This window comes from Rothia sp. HMSC071F11, assembly GCF_001809115.1.
GTDB lineage: Bacteria > Actinomycetota > Actinomycetes > Actinomycetales > Micrococcaceae > Rothia > Rothia dentocariosa.
This window is the reverse complement of the sequence record NZ_KV795730.1, coordinates 304,054-320,619: the sequence shown is the minus strand read 5'-3', so window position 1 is coordinate 320,619 and position 16,566 is coordinate 304,054. Positions and strand designations below refer to the sequence as shown.

General features: G+C 56.1%; 15 protein-coding genes and 1 riboswitch. Of the genes, 10 read left to right on the top strand and 5 right to left on the bottom strand.

What is annotated here, in order from left to right; translation table 11 throughout:
• Nucleotides 1–14: 14 nt before the first annotated feature.
• Nucleotides 15–1,082 (top strand): sensor histidine kinase, encoded by a 1,068-nt coding sequence (locus HMPREF2554_RS02350; RefSeq protein WP_070553818.1) that lies wholly within the window; start codon nt 15–17, stop codon nt 1,080–1,082.
• Between the two features lie 4 nt (nt 1,083–1,086).
• Complete coding sequence (locus tag HMPREF2554_RS02345; protein ID WP_070553816.1) at nt 1,087–1,692, top strand: response regulator transcription factor; 606 nt, start codon at nt 1,087–1,089, stop codon at nt 1,690–1,692.
• 53 nt (nt 1,693–1,745) lie between these two features.
• Here HMPREF2554_RS02345 and HMPREF2554_RS02340 read toward each other — a convergent pair whose 3' ends face one another.
• Genes HMPREF2554_RS02340 through HMPREF2554_RS02325 form a run of 4 tightly spaced genes read right to left on the bottom strand, consistent with a single transcriptional unit; the run spans nt 1,746 to nt 6,736 of the window.
• Nucleotides 1,746–5,702 (bottom strand): DEAD/DEAH box helicase, encoded by a 3,957-nt coding sequence (locus HMPREF2554_RS02340; protein WP_070553813.1) that lies wholly within the window; start codon nt 5,700–5,702, stop codon nt 1,746–1,748.
• A gap of 53 nt (nt 5,703–5,755) precedes the next feature.
• Complete coding sequence (locus tag HMPREF2554_RS02335; protein ID WP_070553811.1) at nt 5,756–6,034, bottom strand: hypothetical protein; 279 nt, start codon at nt 6,032–6,034, stop codon at nt 5,756–5,758.
• 23 nt (nt 6,035–6,057) lie between these two features.
• Entirely contained in the window at nt 6,058–6,384 is a 327-nt protein-coding gene (locus HMPREF2554_RS02330) for a hypothetical protein (protein ID WP_070553809.1), read from the bottom strand.
• A 22-nt stretch (nt 6,385–6,406) separates the two neighbouring features.
• Entirely contained in the window at nt 6,407–6,736 is a 330-nt protein-coding gene (locus HMPREF2554_RS02325) for a hypothetical protein (protein WP_070553863.1), read from the bottom strand.
• Between the two features lie 264 nt (nt 6,737–7,000).
• A riboswitch (SAM riboswitch) is annotated at nt 7,001–7,129 on the top strand.
• Between HMPREF2554_RS02325 and HMPREF2554_RS02320 the strand changes: the two genes are divergently transcribed.
• The 3 genes from HMPREF2554_RS02320 to HMPREF2554_RS02310 all read left to right on the top strand — a co-directional run bounded on the left by HMPREF2554_RS02320 (nt 7,108) and on the right by HMPREF2554_RS02310 (nt 10,191).
• The gene (locus HMPREF2554_RS02320) at nt 7,108–7,386 is read left to right on the top strand and encodes a nuclease PIN (protein ID WP_238382392.1); all 279 of its coding nucleotides are present in this window, start codon (nt 7,108–7,110) and stop codon (nt 7,384–7,386) included. (Overlaps the previous riboswitch by 22 nt.)
• 4 nt (nt 7,387–7,390) lie before the next feature.
• Complete coding sequence (locus HMPREF2554_RS02315; protein WP_013398546.1) at nt 7,391–7,825, top strand: PIN domain-containing protein; 435 nt, start codon at nt 7,391–7,393, stop codon at nt 7,823–7,825.
• Between the two features lie 251 nt (nt 7,826–8,076).
• Nucleotides 8,077–10,191, top strand: a complete 2,115-nt coding sequence (locus HMPREF2554_RS02310; RefSeq protein ID WP_070553807.1) for a cell division protein PerM — start codon at nt 8,077–8,079, stop codon at nt 10,189–10,191.
• A gap of 133 nt (nt 10,192–10,324) precedes the next feature.
• Here the strand turns inward: HMPREF2554_RS02310 and HMPREF2554_RS02305 are convergent, their stop codons facing one another.
• Nucleotides 10,325–10,807 (bottom strand): hypothetical protein, encoded by a 483-nt coding sequence (locus tag HMPREF2554_RS02305; RefSeq protein ID WP_246825974.1) that lies wholly within the window; start codon nt 10,805–10,807, stop codon nt 10,325–10,327.
• Nucleotides 10,808–11,005: 198 nt separating this feature from the next.
• Between HMPREF2554_RS02305 and purN the strand changes: the two genes are divergently transcribed.
• The 5 genes from purN (at nt 11,006) to HMPREF2554_RS02280 (ending at nt 16,506) form a co-directional block, all read left to right on the top strand.
• Nucleotides 11,006–11,569: a phosphoribosylglycinamide formyltransferase gene (gene purN / locus HMPREF2554_RS02300; RefSeq protein WP_070553805.1), complete on the top strand. Its 564-nt coding sequence runs from the start codon at nt 11,006–11,008 to the stop codon at nt 11,567–11,569.
• Nucleotides 11,570–11,679: 110 nt separating this feature from the next.
• Complete coding sequence (gene purH, locus HMPREF2554_RS02295) at nt 11,680–13,284, top strand: bifunctional phosphoribosylaminoimidazolecarboxamide formyltransferase/IMP cyclohydrolase (RefSeq protein ID WP_070553860.1); 1,605 nt, start codon at nt 11,680–11,682, stop codon at nt 13,282–13,284.
• 147 nt (nt 13,285–13,431) lie between these two features.
• The gene (locus HMPREF2554_RS02290; protein WP_070553803.1) at nt 13,432–14,001 is read left to right on the top strand and encodes a TetR/AcrR family transcriptional regulator; all 570 of its coding nucleotides are present in this window, start codon (nt 13,432–13,434) and stop codon (nt 13,999–14,001) included.
• A 230-nt stretch (nt 14,002–14,231) separates the two neighbouring features.
• The gene (gene glyA / locus HMPREF2554_RS02285) at nt 14,232–15,512 is read left to right on the top strand and encodes a serine hydroxymethyltransferase (RefSeq protein WP_041321696.1); all 1,281 of its coding nucleotides are present in this window, start codon (nt 14,232–14,234) and stop codon (nt 15,510–15,512) included.
• A gap of 109 nt (nt 15,513–15,621) precedes the next feature.
• A complete protein-coding gene (locus HMPREF2554_RS02280) occupies nt 15,622–16,506 on the top strand; it encodes a bifunctional methylenetetrahydrofolate dehydrogenase/methenyltetrahydrofolate cyclohydrolase (RefSeq protein ID WP_013398553.1) in 885 nt (294 codons plus the stop codon).
• The last annotated feature ends 60 nt before the right edge of the window (nt 16,507–16,566 follow it).

Genomic DNA, 16,566 nt, shown 5'->3' with positions numbered 1-16,566 from the left:
AAGGTTTTACACCCATGTTTGATACTTACGGTATATGGACCGCTCTGGCTTGGTGTGCTCTTGTGCTTGCTGTGGTCTGGATTGGGTACCTCAGAATCCAGCGTCCTACCGTAGGGAAGATCCATAGTGTTGTTTCTATCATTATTATTATCTTTTCCTTAGTAGGTATTCTAGGCATTAAGCAATCTATGCTCCCGGTGGGGATTTTATGTTGTGCTATAGCAGTTACCGGAGTACGGAATACAAAAATAGCAGCTATTACAACCCTGGCAGTTGTTGTGGCTCTTAACTATTTGCAGACTTTAGAACCTAGCTGGGAGATCAACACCAGTTCCCATGATCCAGCTATTGTTGCCATCGTGGGGTTTCTCTTCATGAATCTTCGGATTAGCCGAGTATCACACCGGCGGCTTCAAGAAGAACTTTATATTGCTAAACAGAACCAAGAGTTACGTGAACAGAACCTACAGGCAGAGTTTAGGACCCAGATTGCGGCGAACCTTCATGATCTTATAGGGCATGATTTAACAGTTATTAATATTCGCCTGCAACAATTGGTACGTACCTTAAAACCTCTTGATTCAGATGTGGCATATGAAGCGCGTGCGATACAGAAAATGACACGTTCTTCTATAGCTCATTTACGCGACGTTGTGGAAGGCTTTAATACAGTTGATTTCTCGCATCAACTCAATGCTATACCGTCATTACTGTCATATCGTGGTATTCAAGCCCACATGGATATTCAGCAGAATGTTCTCAAGGTCCTTAACCCAAGTACCCTCACAGCACTGTATTGGGTGCTTCTTGAAGCTATCACCAATGTTCTTAAACATAGCGGTGCAAAAAATTGCTGGGTAAGTCTAAAACAACATTCTTCGGGTGACTATATGCTTATTATCGCGGATGATGGCATAGGGCTGAAAGAAAGTTCTACGCGGAATACCGGTGCCGGTTTAGCAGATATGAATACCCGCATTCAACATATAGGCGGAGAGACAACTCTTGGTGCCGCACCTGAGGGCGGAACCCAAGTCAAAGCTAGGATCCCAGCTTCTAACATCATTACTGGAGGGGCATAAAACTATGATTACTGTTCTTATAGCTGATGATCAGACGATGTTTGGTAGCGCGCTCGCCAGTCTCATTGATGAAGAAGAAGATTTGGAAATTGTGTGTGTTTGTCGAGATGGACAGGAAGCTCTGGATAGTATTGTCACATATGTTCCAAATGTAGCGCTTCTTGATATTGAAATGCCAAAACTTAACGGTCTAGATGTTCTTGATGAGGTTCAGAAGCAAGGCATAAACACGAAAATAGCTATTCTGACGACTTTTCAATCTCCTGGTTACGTTCGTCGTGCTCTTGAAAGCGGTGCTTGTGCTTTTATTACAAAAGATCAAGATGCTGAAGAAGTATCAAATATTATTCGGGATATACATTCTGGGAAGGTAGTGGTTGATTCTGCGCTGCTTCTTAGTGGTGCTACGCTGCCAGCTAATCCACTCAAACCCAGACATCAGGATGTTCTAAAACTGACTATGGAAGGAAAAACCGTCAATCAAATTGCACGGGAACTATACCTTTCTCACGGTACTGTGAAGAATTACCTATCTGAAGCCATTCATCTTCTTCACTGTACTTCACGTGTAGAGGCTGCTCATACGGCGCGTACTAACGGCTGGATTTGACCTGACGTATAAGGCGGCGATGGGCTTATAAAGAGCCTTTTTAGCAGGGAAAGTTAGGAATCGGTCGGGGTGAAAAGCTCACGAATCTGTTCCGCATCCACCCGGGACGAGGCGAAGGAACCGTCGTTGACGACCGCATCAAACAGTGCAGCTTTCGATGCCTTCAAATCCATGACCTTCTCTTCAATGGTGCCCTCAGCCACCAGTCGGTACACGTGCACATCGCGTTCCTGCCCCAGCCTGTGGATGCGGTCTACCGCCTGCTGTTCAGCCGCCGGGTTCCACCACGGATCCATGATGAAACAGTGATCTGCCTCCGTCAGGTTCAGCCCGAACCCACCCGCCTTGAGCGAAATAAGGAACACCGGCGCCGCACCCTCAGCAAATTCCTTCAGAACCTGCGGGCGGTTGCGGGTTGTGCCGTCCAAGTACAGATAGTCTATGCCTTCAGTCTGCAGCCGTTCAGCAATTGTGCGCAAATACCCCGTGAACTGGCTGAACACCAGCACCCGGTGCCCGTCGCCTAAGAGCGAGGGCAGATGCTCCACCAAATATTCGAGCTTGGCGGAAGCCACCCCGGCGTATTCGTCAGGGTCGATCAGCGTGGCATCAAGCGCCAGCCGCCGCAGAAGCGTGAGCGACTGAAAAATCGTGAACCGGTTCTTATCCATATCTTCTAAAAGCCCGAGCACCTTCTGCCGCTCACGCTGCAGATGCATATCGTAAATATGCCGATGCGCCGTCGTGAGCGGCACGTTTACCCGCACATCGTTCTTTTCGGGAAGATCGGCAGCGACCACATCCTTCGTGCGGCGCAGCATCAGAGGGCGAACCCGGCGGCGTAATTTTTCGATAACCTGCGGGTCCTCACCAGACTCGGCGGGGCGCGCATATAGGTCGCGGAACATGCGCGCCGAGGGGAACAGCCCATCCGCCACAATCGCCAAGAGCGCCCAAAGCTCCATGAGGTTGTTCTCCATTGGGGTGCCCGTGATGGCGAGTTTTACCTGCGCGTTTAGGGCACGCGCCACCTTCCACGCGCGAGTCTTCGTGTTCTTCACGAATTGCGCCTCGTCCAAAATCAACGCACCCCACCCTGCACGCGGGGAAGCACCGTTCTCTGTGTTTTCGGGAACATGGTTACCGAATTCGGTGTATCCATCCTCGTCGAGGCGGAACAGCGCATAGCTTGTGAGCACCAGATGCGCACCCTGTACCAGCTCGGCGATGCTCTTGCCGCTTTTGCCCGTAGACTCGGTGATAGTCACCACCTTCGCGCTCGGCACGAATCGCGCGGCCTCCTGCGCCCAGTTACCCACCACGGATGTTGGCGCAACCACGAGAAAAGGCTCAAACTCGGGGTTATCGGCGCGTTGCTCATGCTCGGCAATCGCCTGGGCAAGCAGAGCGAGCACCTGCACGGTTTTGCCCAAGCCCATATCGTCGGCAAGAATCCCGCCCAGCCGGTGCTGCCTCAAGAACGCGAGCCAGCGGAAACCCTCAAGCTGATAAGGTCGCAGAACTGCGGTAAGACCCAGGGGAGAGGGCAGGTGATTCGCTGAAAATACGCCGGAAGAAACAGATAAAGAATCGGAATGTTCGTTCTCTAAAACTTCTTCGGAACCGGCAGTCTCACCCGCCCGGTCGGCGGCCTCCACGAGGGTGAGCAGACTCTTAACCTGGGCATCCCAAGAAGCCACGGTTTCCACACTCGAAGCGAGCGATTCCAGCTCAGAGAACAGCCCCGCCTGATGCCGGTTAATACGCAGCTCACTGCCGGTTTCGTTGAGCGTGCGGGCTTCCTCAATGAGGGTTCTCAGCGCCGAAAACTCCGGGCGATTGAGTGAAAAATAGGTGCCGTTACCCAGCAGAATACGATCTTGATTCCGATCGAGCGCCTCAAAAACCTGGGCGAAAGGCACAGTCCAGTTATTGACCTTAATAGCGATACCCAGCCCGAACCAGTCACGCGAATTACCCTCGGTCACCTTGACCTCAATCATGGCGTCGGTTGCCTCGGTAAACTCGGGCACGGGACCGAGCAGCCGCACGCGAACTCCAGGAATACGCCGCAAGGCGGGCAGCACATGGGCGAGAATATCGCGGGTTTCCCACCCCTGAGAACGGCGTTCACCGAACCCGCCTGCCAACACCGGGTTAGATGCGGTCGCTGACCGTACCGCGCGCAGCACCCGTGCCTCAAAACGTTCGTCGCGTTCTGCGCCCGAGCCCAGTGCCGGCAGGCGGCGAACTTCCGAGTCTGTGCCTTCTTCATCGAGTGGGTTCTTCGGGTACTCCCAATACCAATTCAGGAGCGCATCGTGCGAAATCTCATCATCAAAATGCGCCTCAAACACCAAATAGGGTGAACGAACCTTCGGCAGCGCCAAAGCCGGGTCTGGGGTAAGGAATGGGACGGCCCGCGTGAGGGTAGGCAAGAACTCGCGGTGAAAAGCTTCGCGTTCGTCTGCCGGAATACGCATTTCGCCGCGAGATACCAAGGATTCTGCGGCTGCGTCCAAAGGCTCGGCAAGCGGAATAAACGCCAGGTTAAGACCTTCCGGCAGATCCGGAATAGTCGGCGTCGCAGCATTTTCGGGCGATAGCTCGGGAATGAGCCCACCCGTTTGTGTCTCAGAATTTTCGCTCTCGTCCGAGCTCTCCTCCGCCTGCTGCGAAGATTGAGCCTGAAAAACATCGCGATGCGGCGCGTCTAAGGCGCCCTTGCGCGTGCTTTTCCAATGCACCCGATGCGCCTGTTCTTCGTAAATACGCTGCACAAGACCGCCGAGCGCGAAAAATCCTGAGCGCGGCGAGCCGATAGGGTGGCAGTGTGCGGCATCAAACCAGAGCTGTCGCACCCGGTTATCTTCGCGGGTTTCCCACCCCAAGGCGGCATGAAGAGCCAAGTCGGGGGTGGAATCTTCGCTCACGGCAGCCTCTGCGTTCTGTCGGGACTCGGCCCCAACAGCTCCGGCATGTACCCTCACCTGGGCGGGTGGTAGAACTGCCGTGGTTACCTCAAACCCTTCGAGAAGAATCGGCAGGCCGATCTGCTCTGCACGAGCCAGAACATCCCACAGCAGCGTGGAGTTCGTGGCGGTGAGCGAAATCCAGTCCCGATGCGAAGAATACATATTCTGCCACGGGCGTGCGATAGCGTATATTTCGGCGAAGAACCGTTCGTGCTCAGGGTACACTTCGTGACGACCGACCGGCCCACCCACGCTGGATGCAAAGGTCTCCCAGCTGAGCCCGCCCTTGATCCAGCGCCCGGTTTTGGACTGCATGAGCGGTCGCGCCAGCAAATTGATAGGCGGGGTTGCACCGGGAATATTGCGCCCGCGCGCATACGAACCCGAAATGCTGAAGGAAAGGTCGAGCGCCCCCGGAACCCGTGCAGAATCAATACCGGATGCTTCGCCCCGGGCAGCGAGAACCTGTGCCATATCGCGCCGCCACACCGAAATTTTCGAGGGCGAAGAATGCATATTCTCGTGGTCGTTCAGGGAGAGAGGTTTGGGATCGGTGGTGAGCGAGCTTGCTGAACGAATCGCCCCGGATGCGCGTAACGCCGCCAGGGGATCGTCGGCTGCCTCCGCAACCTGCTGTGCGGTATCTTCTGGGTTCTCCGGGTTCATAGACTGGCGGATGCGGCCACCAGGCGCATTGTCGAGGGCTTTCCGCGCAGTCTTGGCACGGTCGAGTGCAGTGAGCATGAGGGCGACGGCGTGCTTGCAGTCGGCGGTGACTGGGCATGTGCATCGTGCGTTGAAAAGATTGGAATCGGCGTCAGAACCCGGGAAGAAGCGAATATCTACCTCATAGGGAATAGGGGTGCTCCCATTCACCAGACCTTCCAGCGTGTTTTCGTCTTCGTCGTAGGTGTAGCGCACCACTTCACGCTGACGGGCATAAGCAAGCCCGCGCTGGTATGCCTTATGCCCCGCCTGCCGAATAATCTGCGCAACGGTGACGGGGATATCGGGGAAAGGGTTTGGCGTGCTCACCGTTCTATTATCTCAAGGGTGTCAAAGAATCGCGCGGTAATTCGTTATGAGGTCTACCCAAGATGGGCTGTACGTTTCTTACGTGCATTTTTGATGACTATTGTGAAGAACATAATAAAAGTGATGATGGTGGTCAGGAAGCCAACGCATAAGACACTCATGGCGAGGGTCGCGGCTGCTTGTGTGAGAGGACTCGACCCCTTGGGCTGGATGCCCCTCCACTCGAAGGCGTGGTATTCAACGACTGCTCCCCAGCCCGCTAGGATGAACAATCCAATACCGAGAATGAGGAATAGTGCAGCTATTGCCCCGACCATACGTGCAGTTTTCATGCTTTCCCCTTGAGTAACTGACTTTATGGATTCATCTGGTCCCGTTCTTTTGCCAAGGGTGTTTTATTCTGCTCAGCATGCTTGTTTTGTGCCTTGCGTGCCTTCTTGGTCGCCGTTGTGAAGAGCAGAATAAAGGTGATAATGCCGGTGAGGAAACCAATGCCTAGGAACCATAGGCTCAGATTATTAGTCGCCATGACGAGGGGACTTGCTCCTGCGGGATCGACACCCCTCCACTCGAAGGCGTGGTATTCCACGAGTGAGCCCCAGCCGGCTAGGATGAGCAATCCAAACCCGATAACCAGAAGTACTGCGGCTACTGCTCCAACGATGTATATAGCTTTTTTCATGAGCACTCCTTAGATGCTGACTCTATGAATCAACCTGGTTATGGTCGCCTTCTACCAAGGGTGTTTTATTCTGCTCACTGTGCTTATTTTGTGCCTTGCGTGTATTCCTAGTCGTCGTTGTGAAGCGCAGAATAAAGGTGAAGAGCCCGGCGAGAAAACCGGTGCCTAAGAACCAGTAGCTGAGGTTGGCGGTTGCTCGCGTTAGGGGACTTGCTCCTTTATGCTGCACGCCCCTCCATTCGAGGGCATGATACTCTACAAGTGAGCCCCAACCGGCCAGGATGAACAAGCCAAACCCAATGATCAGAAAAATTGCGGCCACTATCCCCATGATCTGTACAGTCTTTTTCACAGTTATCACTCTTTCTTTCCGGAAGCGTAAAGTGGGCGTGACATGGTGATATATCAGAGGCAAGATAAATTTCTGTACATTACCCAGTGTGCCGTGATTTTTCTCGAATGTGTAGACCTGCTCTGAAGGCCCAAAACTTCACACTACGCCGCCATGAGGCAGCTATATACAGGTATGCATTCATAATCGCGTTATGTAAATCACAAGAATTTGACGGGTTCGCACGTTTACAGATTCCTGAAAGCTGTTGTAACCTGGATTCAGCTTCAAGAGTTTCGACTGATAAGCTCCGACTATGGTCGAACGCCAACCCCATGTTCACGGGTGGCTCGGATGACGAAGCGGTTTGTATTCGCCGCCTCAGGTGGCACTTGGTACAGGCAAGAGCAACGCGAAAGGAACGCGCATTCGGCGCATGGTTGTCAATGTACAACAGCTCTTCATCTCCAGCATCCCCCCTTACTCCTGCACGCTCTTATCAGGAAAATCTGCGTGCCGCATCCGTGCCCGCACGCGGCGGTTACCAGGCAGTAAGCATTCAGGATTACGCACGTATTTCTTCTAAGCGCGACGAATTCCTCAATTTTCTGCTTCTTCCCAACCCCGAGGGTATTCCCGCCGTCGAATATGCCGGTCTGCGCGTAGCATAGGGGTATGAGCGCCTCAGGACTGCTTCTCGACTCGGATGTACTCGCCGAGATCCGCAAAGCCACGCCAGATCCCAAAGTTGTTGCCTTTCTGCGCCGCCGCGCCTATAAACACCTCTACATTTCGGTGCTGAGCGTAGGCGAGCTCAAAGGACTCTACCCCTACCCAGAGACCGACCGCTGGATTGCCGAACTTCTCGACAGATTCGCCGACCACATCATCAACGTGGATGCGCGCGTAAGCCTCGAATGGGCGGGACGCAGCGCTCCGCGCGGCACTCACAGTCACGGACGTAAAGATGCCGAGCCCCTGCCCACCGCCGCCCTCGAAGGTCTGATGGCGGCGAGCGCCCAAGCTCACGACCTCGAAATCGTTTCTTCAAAAGCTGAGGTGTACCGGTCCTGGGGCGTACCCGCGGTGAATCCGTGGATTGAAGACTAAATCTTCCGCACAATATTTCACCGTAAGCGCCGGGGGAGTACCTGCGTGTTTGAGAAGGTCGTGAGAAATGCTCGGCACAGTTAGCTGTATGCGTTGCCGCGGCGGTGAGAGCGCATCGGTAACGTTCGTGTAACCCCTCTGTTCACGGTGAGCGGTTAACGAAGGTTAGCCGCCAATTAACCGGAACTATTTCCCCGAAAGCCCAGCAGGCTCACACGCGCTGGCAGGTTTCATGGCATGATGGAAGAACGATGAAAAGTAGCTCTTCTACATCCCGGTATTCTGCCCCTATGCCACTCTGGCTGCAGGGCATCGTTGAATTAGTTTTTACCGCCGCGCTTTCTTTCGGGCTTGTGCTCGTTCTGCTCATGGCGGTGTGGTTTACCAACGGTTTTAACCGTATGGATTTTCCCGCGCTCGCAACTCTTGCCTCCCACCTGTGGCTGCTCATGCACGGTGTGCCGCTGAATATTCCGAATGCTTTCGGTATTATCTTGCCGCACGGCATGCTCACACTGGTGCCCATGGGGCTGAGCATTATTCCGGTGCTCTTATGCTTTAGGTCTGGGCGGAAACTGGCGCGCGCATCCTATGAGGGGGAATTCTTCAAACCCGTACTATTAGGGTGCGCCGCCTACGGTATTTTTGCTGCCGTCGCCTTTGCATGGGCGAGCACCGAACGGCATCTGCTGGGTATTGTTGGTGCGGCGTTGATTCCACAGATCGTGGTGCTGGTCGGGCTGATCTGGGGCGGCTACTATGAATCGCGTTCGCTCGCCCGTATGGTGGGCGTGAACACCGCTGAACAGATTTCGCAGATGAGCCAGTACTCGCGGTGGGCGAGCTCCTATGTGTGGTCGATTGTGCGTGCCTCCATGGTGGCGATTTTCTCGCTCATTATGGGCGGTGCTCTGGTGCTGGTGGTTGCCATGATGATGCGCTGGTCGCAGATCGCAACAATCTACCAGGAACTTCACGCCGGGCCGGTGGGGGCGCTCGCGGTGACCCTGCTGCAGCTGGGTTACCTTCCGAACTTGGTGATCTACGCGATGTCGTGGACTACCGGCGCCGGGTTTGCGTTCGGCGTGGATACGCATGTGGGCTGGTCGCAGACGACGATGGGCGATCTTCCGCTCTTTCCGGTGCTGGGTGCTATCCCTGAGAGCCTGGGCTGGATCGGGTATGCGGGTCTGGCGGTTTCGCTGGGCGCCGGAGCCGTTGCCGGTTGGTGGTTCTTGCGTGAAGGTGAAGACCACGTGGATGAGTGGATCACCATGAAGGTACGTTACCGAGTGATTGCGTTGCCGCTTTCTTCGCTCGTGTTGGGTTCGCTGGTGGGCGTGCTCTGTGGCGTGTGGGCTTATATTTTGGGTTGGATTTCCAGCGGATCGTTGGGTGTGGGGCGTTTTACTGAGGTAGGCGCATCGCCCGCAGCTTTTGCCGTGGCGACCGCAATAACCCTGGGTGCGGGTACTGCGTTGGGTAACCTGCTGTGCCATGTGCTTCTGCCCGACAGCAGTCGTGAGCTGCCGCGTTTTGCCGATGAACGTCCCAATCTGGGCAGTCGCATGAGCGAGATGCTGCAGCAGCGCCGCGCGGCGCGGGCGGAGCGTGAACAGCTCAGGAATGATGAGCAGGAACGCGAGGCACAAGAACGTGAAGAGCAGGCGCGTGAGCGGGCTCAGCAGCGGCGTGAACGCGTCAAACAGGTGCATGCCCGCCGTGCAGAACTCAATAAATTTGCCGAGCAGGAAGAGGCGCAGCGAGCGCATAGTTTAGGTATCAAAACGGAGCAAGAATCCTTGCGTGAAGATGGTTCCGCTGAAGCTGCAGACTCGAAGGCTGCGGCATCTGACGAACAAACCATCGAGCTGGCGGGAGCGGATGAACCCACCGTAGAGCTTGATACCTCTGAGAAATCCGGTGGGGGTACCGAGGATGCGCCGCGCACGGTCAAGCCCGGCAAACGTGAGAAAGCCCCGGGGAAACCGGTCTTTAACCGCGTTCCCCGCCCCGAAACCTCCGGTAATGGTGATGATACTAAGGGCGATCGGGAAACACGAGAGCAGAGCGCTCGTACAGGGGAGTCTGGGTCGCAGAAAGCCTCATCATCAGCGGAGTTTCACGAGTCCGGGTATAAGCGTTTTGGTGTGCCGCGCCCGGTTGCCGCATCACCCGCATCCGATCAGGAGAGTACGGAAGGTTCGGCGCAGTCGCACGAGACTACCGTTCAGGAGAAGCGTCAGCTCACGCCCACTCAGGCGATGGCTGTTATCTTCGGAACCCCTGAATCGACCGAGGATGAATCTTCGGAGGAAGAACCCGCCACGGGGCAGGATTCCTCGCAGAAGAAGAGGAAGAAATAACTTTCGCGCCCAATATGTCGATATATCGGGAACACCTAGAGGGCTGGGAGTACAGCGGAATATAGCAATTGTGCCGAGTGAATCCATAAGATTCACTCGGCACAATTATTTGAAAAGCTCCCCCAAGAAGAGATTAAGGGGCAGGTTCGCCAATCGACACAGAAGTATTGGCGCGCACTGCATGGTCGAAGGATTCTTGACACTGCTTCATATCGGTATCCGTCAGCGCGTGGGAGTAACACTGCCGATAGTTTTGCGCATCCGGGTTCAACGCCATGACAAGCCCCGAAAGAAGCGTCCACCCCGCAAAAAGAAGACTTAGCCCCGCGGCAACGTAGAGAATCCACGGCCCCCGCCCTTGGGCATTACGCACTATCGCCATAATGGTCAGCCCAATCCCCAGAAATACCAAGACAAAAAGCAGAAGAAACAGGGGGAAGGGGCTCAGCAAGAAGGGGGTTCCCGATAGGGTCAGCATAGAACCCGCAAGCAACAGCCATAAACTGCGCATCAGCTTGCGGCGGCGTTCTTCGGGAGTGAGCTGCGGACGCTTCGGCGCAGGCGGCATCGGTTGCTGCGGCGGCACTTGGGGGTACGACGGGGGCATATTTGACATAGGTTAAGGGTACCTCCCTACGGCGGTCTGCGGTCACGAGAATCACCGTGAAACTCTGAAAATCTGGACTGGGGGAGGGGCGTTAGCTTATCGTTTCGGAATTGGCTTAACTACAGAATTTCTGGTGCGGTGCCCGTGGCATAGGTGCTACCCAGCCGCTATGTGATGCGCTAAACTATTGCTGTGCGAATTGTGATAATGGTCTCTGGATCCGGTACTAACCTGCAAGCTATTCTCGATGCCGTGAAGGCTGACGAGCTAAACGCAGAGATCGCCGCCGTAGGCGCAGATAAGCCCTGTACCGGCCTTGACCGAGCCGCCGCAGCCGGGGTTGAAACCTTTCTGATCGAACCGACAGACTATGCGGACCGCGAGCAATGGAACCGCGCTCTCGAAGAGAAAATCGCCTCCTACACCCCCGATTACGTTGTATTCGCCGGGTTCATGCGCATTGTGGATGCGCAGCTGGTCGCCCGCTTCGAGAACCGGATTATCAACACTCACCCCGCGTTGCTGCCCTCATTCCCCGGGGCACACGGTGTGCGGGATGCGCTCGCCCACGGCGTTAAAATCACCGGGCTGACGGTTCATTTCGTGGATTCCGGGGTTGATACCGGCACGATTATCGCCCAGGCTGCGGTGCCCGTCGAGGACGGTGACACCGAAGAAAGCCTGCATGAGCGCATCAAGGTGCAGGAACGTCAGCTTTTGGTGCGGACCCTTGCAGAATTCGCTGCCCTCCCCAAAACTCAAAACCCCTAGAACTTCCTGCCCGCACGGCGCCGCATCCCGGTGCATGCGGGCAGTATTAAAACCCCGCCATGGGGTACCACCCATTCACCGAGCAAGAAGCAACGGAGTAATTAGTGTCTATGAAGAAGCTCGATCGTCTGCCCCTGCGCCGCGCCCTCATTTCCGTGTACGACAAGACTAATCTGGTGGAGTTCGCCCGCGGTCTGCACGAGGCAGGCGTGAAGCTGGTGTCTACCGGTTCGACCGCATCCACGATCGCCGCCGCCGGTGTGCCCGTCACCGAAGTTACCGAGGTTACCGACTTTCCCGAGTGCCTGGAGGGCCGCGTGAAGACCCTGCACCCGCGCATCCACGCCGGTATTTTGGCGGATCGCCGCAAACAGGAGCATATCGATACCCTCAACGAACTCGACGTTGAGCCCTTTGACCTGGTGGTTGTGAACCTGTACCCCTTCGCAGAGACCGTGGCATCCGGCGCCGACCAAGACGCTATTATCGAGAAAATCGATATCGGCGGTCCCTCAATGGTGCGTGCCGCCGCGAAGAATCACGATGCGGTCGCCATCGTGGTAGACCCCAAAGACTATGAACGCACCGTGACCGCCGCCCAGGATGGCGGGTTCTCTCTGGAGGAACGCCGCCGTCTGGCCGCCGGTGCCTTCGCCCATACCGCCGCTTACGATACCGCCGTCGCTACCTGGACCGCCGCGCAGTTCCAGCAGGATGAAGACGCTAACTTCTGGCCTCCATACGCTGGTTTGGGCTTTGAACGCAGCGAGACCCTGCGCTACGGCGAGAACCCGCATCAGCGCGCGGCTCTGTATGTAGACCCCGCAGCAGTCCCCGGTATCGCCCAGGCTGAGCAGATTCACGGCAAGGCGATGAGCTACAACAACTATGTGGACGCCGATGCTGCCCTGCGTGCCGCCTATGATTTTGATGAGCCTGCGGTCGCCATCATCAAGCACAACAACCCCTGCGGTATTGCAATTGCAAGCCCTGGCGCCGCAGACCCGATTGCCGATGCGTATGCTAAGGCCCATGCTTGCGATCCGCTGTCCGCCTATGGTGGCGTGATTGCCGCGAACCGCCCGGTCACCAAGGATATGGCGCAGGCCGTTAAAGATATTTTCACCGAGGTTATTGTGGCACCCGGATACGAGCCGGAAGCCCTCGAAATCCTGGAAACCAAGAAAAATCTGCGCCTGCTGGTGCTTCCCGACGGGTTCGGGCGTGAGGCTATCGAGTACCGTTCGATTTCTGGCGGTGCGCTCTTCCAGGAAGCCGACCGTCTTAACGCCGAGGGTGATAACCCGCAGAATTGGCAGCTGGTCGCCGGTGAACCTGCCGACGAAGCCACTCTGCGTGACCTTGAGTTCGCGTGGCGTGCCCTGCGTGCCCCTAAATCGAACGCGATTATGCTCGCCAATAACGGTGCCGCCGTGGGTATCGGTATGGGGCAGGTTAACCGTGTAGATTCGTGCAAACTCTCGGTTGAGCGCGCCAATACACTCGGCGGAGAAGGTCATGAGCGCGCCCGCGGTGCGGTTGCCGCATCCGACGCTTTCTTCCCCTTCGCGGACGGCCTGCAGGTTCTTCTCGCCGCCGGTATCCGTGCGGTCGTGCACCCCGGCGGCTCGATCCGTGATGACGAAGTGATTCAGGCAGCAAAGGATGCGGGCGTCACCATGTACCTGACTGGAACCCGCCACTTCTTCCACTAAATTCCGGCATTGTCTCAACAACCGAATGCGCCAGCTAGATAGGCTGGTGCACGGTGAATATTGCCAACCCAATCCGTCTGCAAAACTTATGGTGTGCACGGGTTGGGTTGGCACGCATACGGGGTAAATATTCGATAGGATTAAGACGTGCCTAAAGTCAGTGAAGAATACAAAAAGAACAGGCGTATACAGATTGTCGATGTCGCCCGTGAATGCTTTATTAAAGGCGGGTATCAAAAGACCTCGATGAATGAGATTATTGCCGCCACCGGGCTCTCCGCAGGAGCTATCTACAACCACTTTTCCTCGAAAGAAGAGATCATGGTAGAGGCCGCACGCCTTGACATGGCTCCCTTTGAGAAAGTGCGTGCGGATTCTCCGTGGGATTATGTTCTGGGGTTCTTGAAGATTCTTGACACGGCAAAAACCCGCCGCTTTCTGCTCGCCACCTGGGGCGAGGCCGTCTCAATGCCCGCTATCAACGCCGTAGTGGGGGAGCAGATGGATCAGCTGCGCGCCATGGCGATGGAACGCTACCGTGCCTGGGGCGAACATGAACTCGATGTAACCACTGAGGAACTTGAGCAGTGGCTCAACGTCATGGGTGCAGCGGTGCTTTCGGTGCTTAGCGGGTATGTGGTGCAGACTCAGCTTCTCGGGAAAGAAAACCGTGAAGCCTATTTCGCGTATGCAACCGCTATTTTGACCCAGGAATAACCCGGTGTAGATGCGCCGCCTGCGCGTGTCTGCATCTTTCGGGGCAATACTCACGGTTCGGCATGGAAAACTCGCTGCAAGGATCGCCGCGAACATGCCAAAGAGCCCTTGGTATGGCGTCTCATACGGTGGGCGTCATATCTGTGCAGGCGCTAACCTATACGGTAAGATGAGAGTCACATCATAAGCTCTCATCACATTTTATGCAGATTCACACTTTGAGGAGTGGTATGACCGAGCAGACTCGAACCGTGCTTGAGGCTCCCCTCGCGGAGCTTGACCCCGAGGTCGCCGAAGCACTCGATCTGGAACGTAAGCGCCAACAAAACACCCTGGAAATGATCGCCTCCGAAAACTTCGTGCCGCGTGCCGTACTCCAGGGGCAGGGGTCAGTGCTGACCAATAAATATGCGGAAGGCTACCCGGGCCGCCGCTACTATGGTGGCTGCGAATTCGTCGATATTGTCGAAGAGTTGGCTATTAAACGGGTCAAGGAACTCTTCGGTGCCGAACACGCCAACGTACAGCCTCACTCCGGTGCCCAGGCGAATAACGCCGTCATGCACGCCCTGCTGACCCCCGGTGAGAAGATCATGGGTCTTTCGCTGGCTCACGGTGGGCACCTCTCGCACGGTATGAAGCTGAACGTCTCGGGTAAGCTCTACGAGGTTGTTGCCTACGAGGTAGGCGAAGACGGTCGGATCGATATGGAACAGGTTCGGCAGCTCGCACTTGCGGAGCGTCCCAAGGTTATTATTGCTGGATGGTCGGCGTACCCCCGTCAACTGGATTTCGCGAAATTCCGTGAGATTGCCGATGAAGTTGGTGCCTACCTGTGGGTTGATATGGCCCATTTTGCCGGTCTGGTGGCGGCGGGTTTGCACCCCAATCCGGTGCCGCACGCCCACGTGGTTTCCTCGACCGTGCATAAGACCTTAGGTGGACCCCGCTCCGGGTTTATCCTGTGCACCGAAGAGCTCAAGAAAAAGATCGACTCGGCTGTATTCCCTGGGCAGCAGGGTGGGCCGCTCATGCACGTGATTGCCGCGAAAGCGACCGCGTTCAAGGTTGCCGCGACCGAGGAATTCAAAGACCGTCAGAAACGCACGATTGAGGGAGCGCGCATCCTGGCAGAGCGCCTAACCCACCAGGATATGCGCGATGCGGGTGTTTCCATCGCCACCGATGGTACCGACGTTCACCTGGTACTGGTCGATCTGCGCCACCACGAGCTCACCGGTAAAGAGGCTGAAGACCTGCTGCACGATGCGGGTATTACCGTTAACCGCAACGCGGTGCCGAACGATCCCCGCCCGCCGATGGTGACCTCCGGGCTGCGCATCGGTACCTCGGCCCTGGCAACCCGCGGTTTCGACGCCGAAGGCTTTACCGAGGTCGCCGATATTATCGCTTCGGTACTGTTGCCGCAGCACGATATCGCCGCCTTGCGTGAGCGCGTGAATAAGCTCTGCGGTAAGTACCCGCTCTATGTGGGAAGTGAGAGCTGGTAAAACTTATGAAGACCCCGTTGTACGCTTTATGAAGCGTCTGCGGGGTCTTTTGCCCAGTGTAAACCTCTCACGGATGAATCCGTGACATGAACAGAAAGGAAAAACTGCTATGCCGCAGATTCTTGATGGTAAGGCAACCGCAGCCGCCATTAAATCCGAGCTGACTGAGCGCGTTGAGGCGCTCAAGGCACGGGGCATTACCCCCGGTTTGGGAACGGTACTCGTGGGAGATGATCCCGCCTCACACTCCTATGTAGGCGCTAAACACCGCGACTGCGCGGAGATTGGCATTAACTCGATCCGTGTGGATCTGCCTGCCGATATTACCCAGGAAGAGCTTGAAGCTGAGATTGATAAGCTCAATCACGACCCTGCCTGCACGAGCTATATTGTGCAGCTTCCCTTGCCCAAGCACCTTGATACTAACCGTATTTTGGAGAAGATCGCGCCTGAGAAGGACGCTGACGGTTTGCACCCCACTAACCTTGGCAAGCTGGTGCTGAACGTTTCGGAGCCTTTGGATTCACCCCTGCCGTGCACCCCGAACGGCGTGATTGAGCTGGTGAAACGCCACGGCATCGACTGGAACGGTAAGAATGTGGTGGTGCTCGGTCGCGGTATTACTGTGGGTCGTCCTCTAGGGCTGCTGTTGACCCGCCGTGAGATCAACGCAACCGCGACCTTGGCGCATACCGGTACCCAGAACCTTGACGAGGTTCTGCGCCAGGCGGATGTGATTGTCGCCGCCGTGGGTGTGCCGCATGTGCTCAAGGCGGATCAGGTGAAGGATGGCGCAATTCTGCTGGACGTGGGCGTCTCCCGTGCCGAAGACCCCGAAACCGGTAAGAAGAAACTCTTCGGCGATGTTTCTCCTGAGGCGGCCGCGAAGGCATCTTGGGTGTCCCCGAACCCCGGCGGTGTGGGCCCCATGACCCGCGCGGAGCTGCTGGTTAACGTTGTGGAGACCGCAGAACGTCAGGCAGCGAAGAACTAGCCTGGCCGTCAGCTCAACGTTCCGTGCCGCAGCACGTGAGAAGGCTCTGAGGATAACCGC

Coding starts and splice junctions, on each gene's coding strand:
- purH (WP_070553860.1), top strand. CDS start 11,680: ATGAAGAAGCTCGATCGTCTGCCCCTGCGCCGCGCCCTCATTTCCGTG.
- HMPREF2554_RS02315 (WP_013398546.1), top strand. CDS start 7,391: ATGAGCGCCTCAGGACTGCTTCTCGACTCGGATGTACTCGCCGAGATC.
- purN (WP_070553805.1), top strand. CDS start 11,006: ATGGTCTCTGGATCCGGTACTAACCTGCAAGCTATTCTCGATGCCGTG.
- HMPREF2554_RS02280 (WP_013398553.1), top strand. CDS start 15,622: ATGCCGCAGATTCTTGATGGTAAGGCAACCGCAGCCGCCATTAAATCC.
- HMPREF2554_RS02330 (WP_070553809.1), bottom strand. CDS start 6,384: ATGAAAAAAGCTATATACATCGTTGGAGCAGTAGCCGCAGTACTTCTG.
- HMPREF2554_RS02305 (WP_246825974.1), bottom strand. CDS start 10,807: ATGTCAAATATGCCCCCGTCGTACCCCCAAGTGCCGCCGCAGCAACCG.
- HMPREF2554_RS02345 (WP_070553816.1), top strand. CDS start 1,087: ATGATTACTGTTCTTATAGCTGATGATCAGACGATGTTTGGTAGCGCG.
- glyA (WP_041321696.1), top strand. CDS start 14,232: ATGACCGAGCAGACTCGAACCGTGCTTGAGGCTCCCCTCGCGGAGCTT.
- HMPREF2554_RS02335 (WP_070553811.1), bottom strand. CDS start 6,034: ATGAAAACTGCACGTATGGTCGGGGCAATAGCTGCACTATTCCTCATT.
- HMPREF2554_RS02350 (WP_070553818.1), top strand. CDS start 15: ATGTTTGATACTTACGGTATATGGACCGCTCTGGCTTGGTGTGCTCTT.
- HMPREF2554_RS02310 (WP_070553807.1), top strand. CDS start 8,077: ATGAAAAGTAGCTCTTCTACATCCCGGTATTCTGCCCCTATGCCACTC.